The sequence below is a fragment of the Rossellomorea aquimaris genome, from assembly GCF_008180865.1.
GTDB classification, from domain to species: Bacteria; Bacillota; Bacilli; order Bacillales; family Bacillaceae_B; genus Rossellomorea; species Rossellomorea yichunensis.
In genome coordinates, this window is the sequence record NZ_VTEX01000002.1 from 83,605 (window position 1) to 95,581 (window position 11,977).

Annotated in this window: 10 protein-coding genes; all 10 read right to left on the reverse strand. The window is 44.8% G+C overall.

Annotated features, from left to right (window positions below; translation table 11 throughout):
- Positions 1-12: 12 nt before the first annotated feature.
- Positions 13-966: a PDR/VanB family oxidoreductase gene (locus tag FZC88_RS07995; protein ID WP_262371795.1), complete on the reverse strand. Its 954-nt coding sequence runs from the start codon at positions 964-966 to the stop codon at positions 13-15.
- A complete protein-coding gene (locus tag FZC88_RS08000) occupies positions 963-1,451 on the reverse strand; it encodes a dimethylamine monooxygenase subunit DmmA family protein (RefSeq protein WP_148968054.1) in 489 nt (162 codons plus the stop codon). The genes FZC88_RS07995 and FZC88_RS08000 overlap by 4 nt, the downstream gene beginning before the upstream one ends.
- On the reverse strand, positions 1,448-2,386 hold the full coding sequence (locus tag FZC88_RS08005) for a heme-dependent oxidative N-demethylase family protein (protein WP_148994371.1): 939 nt from the start codon (positions 2,384-2,386) through the stop codon (positions 1,448-1,450). Before FZC88_RS08005 ends, FZC88_RS08000 begins: the two co-directional genes overlap by 4 nt.
- 76 nt (positions 2,387-2,462) lie before the next feature.
- The gene (shc, locus tag FZC88_RS08010; protein ID WP_148994372.1) at positions 2,463-4,331 is read right to left on the reverse strand and encodes a squalene--hopene cyclase; all 1,869 of its coding nucleotides are present in this window, start codon (positions 4,329-4,331) and stop codon (positions 2,463-2,465) included.
- A 114-nt stretch (positions 4,332-4,445) separates the two neighbouring features.
- On the reverse strand, positions 4,446-5,162 hold the full coding sequence (locus tag FZC88_RS08015) for a DUF2161 domain-containing phosphodiesterase (RefSeq protein ID WP_148968051.1): 717 nt from the start codon (positions 5,160-5,162) through the stop codon (positions 4,446-4,448).
- Between the two features lie 232 nt (positions 5,163-5,394).
- A complete protein-coding gene (gene nagE, locus FZC88_RS08020) occupies positions 5,395-6,843 on the reverse strand; it encodes an N-acetylglucosamine-specific PTS transporter subunit IIBC (RefSeq protein ID WP_148994373.1) in 1,449 nt (482 codons plus the stop codon).
- A 113-nt stretch (positions 6,844-6,956) separates the two neighbouring features.
- A complete protein-coding gene (locus FZC88_RS08025; RefSeq protein ID WP_148994374.1) occupies positions 6,957-7,859 on the reverse strand; it encodes an ABC transporter permease subunit in 903 nt (300 codons plus the stop codon).
- On the reverse strand, positions 7,856-8,770 hold the full coding sequence (locus FZC88_RS08030) for an ABC transporter permease subunit (protein ID WP_187443547.1): 915 nt from the start codon (positions 8,768-8,770) through the stop codon (positions 7,856-7,858). Before FZC88_RS08030 ends, FZC88_RS08025 begins: the two co-directional genes overlap by 4 nt.
- Positions 8,771-8,782: 12 nt before the next feature.
- Positions 8,783-9,829, reverse strand: a complete 1,047-nt coding sequence (locus FZC88_RS08035; protein ID WP_148994376.1) for an ArsR/SmtB family transcription factor — start codon at positions 9,827-9,829, stop codon at positions 8,783-8,785.
- 653 nt (positions 9,830-10,482) lie between these two features.
- Positions 10,483-11,970, reverse strand: a complete 1,488-nt coding sequence (locus FZC88_RS08040) for a glutamate synthase subunit beta (RefSeq protein WP_148968049.1) — start codon at positions 11,968-11,970, stop codon at positions 10,483-10,485.
- Positions 11,971-11,977 lie beyond the last annotated feature (7 nt).

Here is an 11,977-nt window from a genome sequence, read left to right on the forward strand (position 1 = left end):
TGTATGCCACTGTCACAGTTGAATTCTCAACTTACCAGACTGGGCACGGGATACACAAGACAGAATCGAGCGATGGTCATTCCGTTCTTCCTCATTCAGAAAGGAATCAGCATGATCGACTTTTCCCTCTAACACTTTTAATTCACACGTCCCGCACCGGCCGGCCCGGCAGGAATAGGGTGCCTTGATCCCAGACTCGAGAAGTGCCTCTAATAAAGTCTCTTTTTCTGAAACATGAACGATTTGACCATTCGTTAATTCCACTTTAAATCTTCTCCGTGTTAATGACTGTGGAGGAGTGAACCGTTCGTAATGAACACTCGATGAAGGATATCCGATTTCCAGGGCGCTTCTGGTAAACTTTTCGATAAATGAAGGGGGACCACAGAAGTAAACGTGGGTTCCCACTCTGTGTTCCCAAAGACTTGCATCCGTTAATCTCTTTTCTTGTGAAAAATAAAAGTGAGTCTGCTCAGGATATGTTTCCGATAGAAAAGAGTAGAAAGGGCAAGCCTCTCTCGATTTCGCTGCATAATGGAGTTCGAAGGTCCGTCCCTCTTCCTTAAGTTCTGCCATCATGGACATGAAGGGGGTAATGCCGATTCCAGCGGCATAGAATACATGGTGTTTTGCTTTGAAACTCAGTGGGAAATGGTTTTGTGGAAATCCCACCCGCAACGTGTCCCCCTCCTTCATCCGTTCATGCCAGTAATAAGACCCTCCCTGTGACGATTTATTTAAACGGATGGCAATTTGATAGGCTGCCGATTGACCAGGTGGATTCGTTAAGGAATACGATCTGGCAATGGTCTGCCCATCCAGCTCAACATATGTAGTGATATGGGATCCCCCGCTAAAATAAGGAAGGGCTTCGTGATGTTCATGGAAAAGCGTAAACCTCTTGATGTAAGGGGTTTCCTGATGAATGGACCTGACTTGGACGGGGATCGTTTTATTAATATTCACTTTCCATCACTCCCCGTTTCAAAGGTAGCATAACCGAGGTATGACCCCCGTAATGGAGAGTAATGGTCGGAAACGGACAGCATTAAGTGACAATGGGAACAGGTCGTCGGGAGTTCACCCAATTTTCCCCTGTCAATCTTTGTTTTCTGATGGCATTTGCAACAGAAAACATCAATCATTCTGACACCGTGACCAATAAACTGCGTTTCCTCTTCAGAAAAACCACATTCCAGAGCCAGATGCTTGAAATCTTCCAGTTTACTCCAATCCATTGCTATGTAAAGTAAAGTGCCCATCTTCTGATCTCGCAACCATAGTGTGATATCTGTTTCTTCCTTTTCACCAAGATACACCACTTCAAAAGAGACATTTTCCTTCATCACTTTTTTAATGATGGGAGTCAGTCGTTCCAATCCCTTATTATCACCACAAAATAAATACTTTCGTTTGCCCGTGACGAACGCTGGCTGCGTCCCGGTCTTCATTTCATCACCCGCTTCTTGTTCAAATACTCTATGACCACATCTTGAAATAAGGAAATCCCTTTGTAATCAGAGATATGTGAAGGAAGCTCCTGCAGGATCTGATAAAACTCTTCAGTCCATTCCGGGTTTCGAGTGAACTTTTCCAGTGAGAGGAGGTGGGTATGAATCGTGAACAGTAATCCATTCGAACCCGGTAAACGGAACAGTTTCTGTACCTCTACCCGCAAATGAACGAATTCACCCGCATTTTCTCCCGTTACCAGACTTCTGTTCTTCCCCCACTGATCAAAGGTTTCAAGTGAAGTATCCAAGCGATTTCCCGCTATTAACGACCAATTCCTCCTGACCCATGGGTCTCCTGCTTCCATACGCATTAAAAACGTCAGAATCCGCTGATCCAAGCCTTCTTCTTTAAAACCCGGAATCGGCTTATGAATCTCCTTAAAACTCATTCCTGTATTAAACGCAAGGGACCAATTAGCAGGAAAACAAAGCTGTCCCGCATCCAAATATAAATCCCCATCCCGCTGCATCATGAAAATCAGGTCTTCTTGCACATGTCGACCGATAAAATCGAGTGGTTCCATGGATAAAGTGGATGCATCCCCGAGTATAAAGGTTGTTTGTTCATTTAAAATGTGATTGTGGAACGTCCATTCCCCCTCATTTTTGTCAAGGGAAAACTGTTGAGGATAGTACGTAGTGAGATGTTGAATGACCAGCTCTGTTATCTCCCATTGAGCTTTCAAGGTATGCCGCTGGGACTGAAAGCACCGCTCAGGATGATGCATAAGCAGTTCCCGTTTAAGTTTGATTTCTTTTTGATAAGAGGATGTAACCTCGACACTACTCGGTTCATCCAAAGGAACCGAATTATTCGAATACCGATACACCTCCCCCTTAAAGGGATAAGGAAACGAATCCACATTCACCATACAATCACCCTTTTTCACAGAAAATTCTTACTTTTATTTTATCGCATGGAGGGACGGACCTCAAGAGGTCCGTCCCTCAGCTATACTTTTCTTTGTACCTGCTCAGAGTGATCAATGGCCATATCCATTGATAGCTATGGTAATGGATATAAAAGTTCCCTGGCAGGCCTACTCCCGTGGGGTAGGTTTTGGATGAGTCATCTGCTTCTCCGTTCATGAATTCGAGAAGCGCCATGATGCCCAGGTCAATGGCGGGAGTGGGTTTGTCTTCGATACAGATGAGAGATTCAAGTGCCCATGCGGTTTGTGAGGGTGTACTGAAGGAAAGAGGCACGTATGTCTTTTCCTGATCACTGTAACAGGATTCTCCCCAGCCCCCGTCTTTATGTTGAATGCTTTCCAGCCAAGCTTTTGCTTTTTGGATATGTTTATCAGAAGAAGGTACTCCCGTTGCTTTCATTCCCGTGATGGCCGCCCATGTTCCATAGATATAGCAGACGCCCCAGCGCCCGTACCACGATCCATCGTCCTTTTGCATCAGCTTCAGCCATTGTACCCCTCTTTTGACCTGAGGATGGTCCATGGTCAACCCTGCCCGGTTTCCTAGAAACTCCAGGGCTCTTCCTGTTAGATCAGGGGTTGATGGATCGATTGCCGCTGCCTCTGCCCCGTCCATAGGAAATGAAGTAAGGATACCTTTTGTCTTGTTTTTTTCAAAAGCCGGCCAGCCTCCATCACGGTTCTGCATACCAAGTGTCCATTCGAGCCCACGGTCCCACGATTGCCGCACAAGTGGTTTCTCAGCAGCTGAATAGGTAATGGCCCTGAGTGCAGCCGTCGTATCATCCACATCAGGGTGAATGCTGTTGCTCTTTGAAAAGCCCCAGCCCCCAGGCTTCGCTCTGCTCTCCATCGCCCAATCCCCATACCGAAAATGTTGTTTCTTAAGAAGGTACTCCACCGCTTTCTCTATGGAGTGTTCTCGTGCATCCACTCCTGCCTCCTGAAGGGCATAGCTGATCAAGGCTGTGTCCCACACGGTTGAGGGAGAATTTTGAATATGAATGCCTTTCTTCGTTTCGCTGGCCATCTCTTTTAATCCACTCATTGCCTTTACGATGATAGGGTCACTCTTTTTGTATCCCAAAGCCAGCAGGGAATAAATCATATAAAACGTTGTGCTGAAATAACTAAGATACGTCCCATCGGGTTCTATTCTTTGCAGCATATACTGCTGGGCGAATTGCCGGGCCTGTTGATGAAGATGGGTTGGAATACTTATTAAGGACTGTAAGCCCTCATTGATTTTCGAGAATAATTTCAGCTCCCTTGCACTGTATCTTACTTCATGTGGTGTCCGGGACAGATGTTGTATTTGTGGAATGCTGTTTGATTTTAACGAGAACCCCTGATCCTTCAGCAACAGCAGTGGTGCCAAGTGAGCTCGTGCATAGCTGCTGAAATCCCAGAAATTCAAGGGGAATTGCTTCGGAATCATTAAAAACTCGATGGGAACCGGAAGCAAATGCCTCCAATCATATTGTCCATGAATGGCAAGCATGAATTTCGTAATCGAGTGCGCCCCGTGAATGCCACCCTTTTTCTCTATGAAACGCTCGGCTTTCTCCAGTCTCTTGTCCTCCTTCTCCACCAATCCACTAAATAAGAGGGCAAAGTATGCCTCGATCGTTGAAGACAGATTCCCTTCCTTCTCATCATCAAAAAGCTTCCATGTCCCTTCCCTGGATTGTACTTTCCAAAGTCGGTTCACCAGCCGTCCCACAAGCTCTTCCTCATCCACCTCAAGGGAACGCAGAAGAATGATCATATATGCATCGGTCATCACGCTATTTTCAAAGCAGAAGGACCAGCTTCCTTCTGCATTCTGTCTATGCTGAAGATCACTCACCTTTTTATGAATCGTGTTCTCAATCTTCTTTTTCATACATGTATCCTTCCTCCCGATATCTGCTCTGATGTAATGTATATGTGAAGAATGCGGGTACTAGTAGTGAGATACAAAGAAGAGCCTGCTCTCCGGTTGCGGGGCAGGCTCTTTCTATTGTTCTTCTTCTATTTTCTTAAAGTAGTAGCTTACAAGCTCGGGATAATTCTCAAGCTCTTTTTTTCCTTGCTCCGTTATCTGGTAAACTCCCCTTTTTACCCGCTCAAACCAGCGGTAATAATTCTTCTGAAGAATGGATGGAGTTTTCGCACCAGTCCCCAACTTGGCTAAGTTCCTCGGTGACATGGGACCGTGTTTTTCAAGGTAACAGGCAATCTGAATACAGTTTTCCTTGTAAGCCGTCATGATTTTCGTTTTATTGCTGCCGCCTACATTGTAATCTGCACTGCGCCCTTCGATTTCTTTTACAAGAGCTGCCCGTTTCCGCTTACTGTTCTTCATACTCTTATTCCGGTCAAAGGTTTCCGGATGTATGACAAAATCAAGCTTAGGCGTTTTCGTTGTAAACGATACGGTAATCAGACCGAGCTCTAATCTGCGCACCAAGTGACAGACATCGTTCCACCGCTTTGACCGGGGACGCTTTGGTTTCGGGATTGCAATGTATACAAGGTCTGTGAGTCTCTGCCGCTTTGTCGCTTGAATAAGAAGTTCGACATTCAATGAAAGCTTCAATTCTACAATCACAAGTTCATCTTCCTTAAAGGCAGTCACATCACAATCGTTCACTTCACCGTTCACCTGGTAACCCTGTTTGTGAAAATGTTTTTGGATCGGTTGATAAAGATCCGATTCTTTAAGTTTCTTCATGGTAAAAACCTTTCTGGGAAAGAATTCTATAGGTAAAGTATAGACTATTCGAGAGATTTTTGCAGTTTGGAAGAAAAAGAGACCCCAACTCCTGGTTCGGAAGTTGGGGGGAGCTATTGGAAATGGTTTATCTACCGTTTTTGGGATATACCAGCCGTTTGAGAAATATACCTGCCAAAATCAGCTTTTATCTGCCATTCTACAAAAAAACGACAGGTCCCCTTTCCTTATCCTATCCTCGAATCCTCTCAATTTCATCAGCCACAAACTGCACCGACGTGCCGACAATCACTTGAATGCTATTTTCCCCAACTACATGTATGCCCGGCACCCCTGTCGCTTTGATCCTAGCTTGATCTACGGCATCCATGTCCTTCACCTCCACTCTCAATCTGGTAATGCAGTTATCTACGGAGGTTACATTTTCATCCCCACCGAGTCCTGCATAGATCTCAGATGCCATCACAGCAAACTTTTCGTCTTGAGTGAGCACCGCTGCACTCTCCCCTGCTGCTTCTTCGCTGTCTTCTTCACGCCCCGGAGTCATAAGATTGAATTTCGCGATCATGAAACGGAACAAGAAATAGTAGAGAAGGGCAAATACGACACCTTGTATGAGCAGCATGTACGGAAGATTCGCTAACGGAAGTCTTGAGCTTAGGACAAAATCGACGAACCCTGCGCTGAAGCCGAACCCTGCCGTCCATTGAAAGAAGGAGGCAATGGCCAGGGATAATCCTGTCAACACCGCATGTGCTACATAAAGGGCAGGTGCAACAAACATGAAGGCAAACTCCAGAGGCTCAGTCACTCCTGTGAAAAAGGAAGCAAAACCTGCTGCCAGCATCAGTGAAGCCACCTGCTTCTTCTTACTTGGCTTTGCAGCATGATAGATGGCGAGCCCCGCTGCAGGAAGACCAAACATCATAACCGGGAAGAACCCAGCCTGATACATACCCGTCACACCTTTTTCACCCTTACCTGACCAGAAGTTTCCGATATCATTGATACCGGCAACGTCGAACCAGAACACAGAATTTAAGGCATGATGCAAACCTGTAGGAATTAATAATCGATTAAAGAATCCATATAAACCTGCACCCGTGAAGCTTAATCCACTGATTTCCTTCCCGAATGAAACAAGAGCAGTGTAGATGACCGGCCAAACAAACAGCATCACACCTGATACAACCAGCATGGCAACAGCCGACATGATCGGAACTAATCGTTTTCCGCTAAAAAATGCAAGGGCATCCGGAAGCTTCACGTGACTGAAGCGATTGTACATAGCTGCAGCAACGATCCCTGACAAAATCCCGACAAACTGATTACCGATTTTCTCAAATGCCGGATTGACGGCTGCGGCATCCACACCTTGAAGCAGTGCAACTGAGTCCGTTGAAAGGAGTGTCGTAATCACGAGATAAGCGACCAAGCCGCTCAGTGCTGCAGAACCATCCTTTGTTTTGGCCATACCCAGTGCTACACCGACTGCAAACAGAATCGACATATTATCAATGATCGATGCGCCAGCTTTGATTAAGAAGGCTGCAATCGGACTATCCGCGCCCCAGCCAGTCGGATCGATCCAATACCCAATCCCCATCAGAATCGCAGCAGCCGGCAATACGGCAACCGGAAGCATCAACGAACGACCAATGCGCTGAAGATATTTCATCATTTTGTTTTCCCCCTATCAGTCCATTTTTCACTTTAAGATGTTTTGTCTAGTAAATAGGACAAAACCTCTCCCATAAAAAATATTCTTGTTCCACCCTGTTTAGAAGTGAATATTCAACCCCTTTTATAGGATTTTTCCAAATATTTGACCGTCATATTGACCAACAGGATCAATAACGAATAAGCGATTACAGGGAAAAACACGATATACGGCTCCAACAACAATTCACCGTATTGACTTCCGATCAAACCCGCCCATTCATATGTCGCGCTTGAATATGCATTGAACTGATCATGCTCCTGTCCCGAAGTAATAACCGTCCCTCCTATAAATATATGAAAAATAGCTAGATGCAGCAGCAGGTTGAGAACCTGTACGAGCTGCCTGCCTGTCAAAATGATGAGTCTAGGGAAGAGGTGGAGAAAAACATGTCTTTTTGCAAGATGAAAGGATGATCCACCAAGGACACGGGCACTATCCATAAAATCAAGGCAATAAATATGCCGTACAGTTTCTCCGATCATTTTTGCAGTAGTTGGTACACCTGCCATAATGAGAACAATGAGCTGTAAAAGAAGAGATTGAGTCATTGTAAGGGGCGGTGCACTTCTCAACTCATACAGCAAAAAAGGTGACAGCCAGATGATCGCTACCAGTGACTGGGGCACGAAGGTGAATGCTTGCAGCAGTCCTTCCACCCATGATGAAGTGAACCAATTTTTAAGCCAGACACCAAGGAAAGTCGCAAGGATGATTCTACATATGGTGACCAGTAACGCAAATAACATCGTCCACTTCGCCCCAATCACCAACAAATAAAACAGATCACGGCCTTCCCGGTCTGTTCCAAGCCAATACAAGCTTGAAGGCAGATATGGAGTAGTATCCACCACTGTTCCATTTTCGTCATACAGAAATGGCTTGGCGACGGGTTCTTCTTTTACAATTGGCAAGATTACGCTCACAAGAATAATCGTAATGAGTAGATATGCTGGAAGCACGCTTGATGATTTCAACCATTCCCTCCTCCCTTCTTTCCATAAAACCGCTGCCGATAATGGATTGTTCCTTTTACCACAATAAATAGTGGTGTCATGAGGAGTATCAGCATGAATGCCCGTGATGCCGCTGGCTGATCTCCTATGATAAATCTCATGATCCCGCTACTATTAAACAGGAATTCGAGGACAACCAGATTTGTCACCAGGACTAGGATGATGACGGGTAAATGTGTCAGGCACTCCATGACCGTATTTTTTAAAATGTGATGAAACGAAATGGCAGCATTGGAGATCCCTTTTGATTTCGCAAAAAGTACATAATCCTTTTCCATCTCTTCTTTCATGAAAAGAAGGTTCATTTTAAGGAGATAAATGCACGGGACAACACTCAAGGTTAAAAGTGGTAAGAGATAAGCCGGTTTATCATCTGTGGAATAGGCTGCCGCAAGTTCGATTCCTGTTTGTTTATAAAACCACACAACAGATAATTGAATACTAAAGATAAAAAAGACGTCTGGAAGTGATTCAAGAATTCCTACTGTGGCAAGTATTATTTTCTTCAAAAATGGAGGGAAATGTATATACATCATACTCGCTATCATTACAATGAATACTGCTATAATAAAGCTTCCCAGAAGCAAAGTTAAACTATAAAAATAGGAATCTGTTATATAGGGAAACAAGTCTATTGTGACCGCCTGCTGATGGAATTCCTCGGACCTTACTTCGGGCATTCTGGCGTAGGATCGGGTCTCTGAATGTACATAGTATGAAAGTGTGTGCGGCTGCAGAATATTCTTCATGATCGTTAGAATAGTTGATGTAAAGGTATTTAAGCCTCCTATCATTGCAGGAGAAGCCAGTAAGAGAATGATGCCTATGCACGTCAATCCATATTGTCCAATTTCTTTTATGAGTTTCAACATAAACATAACCCCTTAAGTTAAATCCGACTCATAAATAAATTCTTCTAATAAAGGAAGCGAGATGAACTGACTAAGATCCGCCCGTAGTGACTCCATCCTCTCTCTGTTACCCGAATAAAAAATGTAATAGCCTTTCCGTTCACTCGTCACCAGGCCGGACTTTTGAAGAGTTTTAATATGACTGGAAATGGTCGCTTCTGCAAGGTCATGTTTTTCCGCAAGCTGTTTTGTGCTGTACGGATGCATGAAAATATCCCGTAAAATCTTTAATCTTGTTGATTCTCCCAAGGCTTTGAACATGAGAACTAAGTCCGTGGGCGGCTCATCATTTGAAGCTTCCGGCTCAGGCACTGCCACGTGCAATCCGAGGCATAGCCTGCCAGGATATACTCCGAGCATGACATGTGGGGTAATGAAGGTAGAAGGCTGCAATGTGAGATGGGAATATTCTTTTAACGAAAAACGGTACGTCTCACCCTTTTGCACCTTAATGGTTGAGCCTTTTAGCGTAACATCCGGATGAAGCTCATTCAGTGCATCGAAAGAAGACTGATCAAGCTTTTGCTGGAAAGTGGCGGATGCCCTCTTAATCCAAGGGTGTATACGGAATAATTCCCGTTGGAATATCTTTTCGTTGTATTCGTATAGGAGCTGGTGAATGCGGTCCTTCCACTGCTTCGGATGCTTCAGTAAATCTTTTTGATGATGGTTCAGGGGCGACATGCGATTATCTTTCCTCCAGCCTTGAAGCGATTCAACACTGTACTGCTCTCCCAGCATATAAAAAACGAAGGTCTCATCAGGAATTGAACAAATAAACTCGATAGCTTCCTCAGTAGAGGACTCATTAAGCTTGTATTCGTTGCGGATGTTCATGAGATACAACCACTCATAGGTCAACAGTCCAATCATGCGAATATCAGAGACCATCTCTTTTGAAAGTGATGCCTCTACCTCCATCGCCCACTTCCCGCGATAAGGATGATGAACCGGATTACACAGCACATGCAAACTCGCCACCAATTCATTAAATGGTGAAAACACAATTTCAATCCCCATAAGAACCCCACCTTTAACTGATTCGTTATTTACCTAATCAAATTCTACAAATGGATAAATTAAACATAATTTACGGTATGTGGAGATATCTGTCAAGAGTGATTTGAGGGACGGACCTTGGGGGAGAGTTTTTGTGGAAGTGGGTTTGTCGCCATTTCCATAAAATAGAAATATACGCGATTACTATTGAAAATAACGAAATTATTGAAATTATGACGCAATTACCAAGAAAACGACGCAATATACTTATAAATGACGCAATTGCATACCAAAATGAAGCAATTATCTCCAAGAACTCTATATAAAGCTTTGCCTATACCTTCTAATGGACCCATCAGACCCTTTTAATAAGGTTTAAGTGCCTTTTCAGAGCCCTACGAATGAAATTACATCATATTTACTTTACTAAAGGCTACTTCCCTCACTTTTCAACGCCCGTTCAATCCACATCCTCGCAAAAGAAACAACCATCTTCTACCGTAATTCACTACTTAAAGGATATTGAGGGACGGACCTTGGAATTCGATTGAAGAAATGGTGTGGTTATGAGGATTGGAAGTGGTCGATGGGGCTTGAGGAAGGTCCGTCCCTCTTTAAACACGCAAAAAAAAACCCCCGTCAGGTATCAAGCCCGACGGAGGTCCGTCCCTCAATTAAGGTAATTCAGTTGTACCCATGAGGTAGCGGTCGCATTCGCGGGCTGCTTCACGGCCTTCGTTGATTGCCCAGACGATAAGGCTTTGGCCCCGGCGCATGTCTCCTGCAGCGAAGACACCATCGACGTTGGTCAGGTATTTGCCGTACTCTGCTTTCACCGTTGAATTGGTGTTTGTTTCGACATCAAGCTCTTTGATCAGGTCTTGTTCCGGACCACTGAATCCGATTGCCAGAAGGACAAGATCAGCTGGCCATACTTTTTCCGTTCCGGGAATTTCATCACGGATTTTGTTTCCATCTTCGTCATAACGAAGCTTTACATTAATCGTATGAACTTCCTTGATATGACCATGCTCGTCACCGACAAACTTCTTGGTCATGACAGCATACGCGCGTGGATCTTCTCCAAGTACTTCTGCTGCTTCTTTTTGACCGTACTCCACCCGGTGAATGACCGGGTATTGCGGCCAAGGGTTGCCGACTTCATCACGCATGGCGCCCTTTTTGTCATAGATATCAAACTGAGTGAGGCTTTTACAGTTATGTCTTACCGAAGTGGCCAAACAGTCTGTTCCTGTGTCCCCGCCACCGATGACGATGACGTTTTTCCCTTCAGCAGAAATATAATTTCCGTCTTCCAGGTTGGAATCCAATAAGCTTTTTGTATTCGCATGAAGGAATTCCATTGCGTAGTGAACGCCTTTCAAATCCCGCCCATCCACTTGTATGTCACGATGAACGGCGGCTCCTCCGCAAAGTATTACCGCATCAAAGTTTTCACGCAGGTTTTCGACTGTGTAGTCTTTCCCGACCTCCGTATTCGTAACGAATTCAATGCCCTCTTCTTCTAGAATATCGACTCGGCGCTTAACGACTGAATAAGGCAATTTCATTTCTGGAATGCCATACGTTAATAATCCGCCTACACGATCATTCTTTTCAAAAACGGTCACAAGATGACCTGCTTTATTCAATTGAGCAGCTGAGGCCAATCCTGCAGGACCTGATCCCACGACCGCCACCCTTTTACCGGTGCGGTATTCGGGTGGTTCCGGAATGACCCAGCCTTCTTCAAACCCCTTTTCGATGATCGAGCGTTCCACGGTTCTAATTGCAACAGGCGGCTCGTTGATTCCGAGTACGCATGCTCCCTCACATGGTGCAGGACAAGCAAAACCGGTGAATTCGGGAAAGTTGTTCATCTGATGCTCGCGCTTAAGGGCTTCTTTCCATTGTCCCTGGTACACAAGATCGTTCCATTCCGGTATTAAGTGATAAACAGGGCAACCCGTTGTTGCTCCGTTGATTTCCATTCCAGACTGACAGGTAGGAACGCCGCAATCCATACAGCGCGCCCCCTGTTTTTTGACTTCTTCTTCCGAAAGAGGAGAGGTGTAGTCGTTCCAATCCTTCGTTCGTTCAGCTGGATTTCTTTCATCCAATGTTTGTCTTTTATATTCCATGAATCCAGTTGGTTTTCCCATAATATCC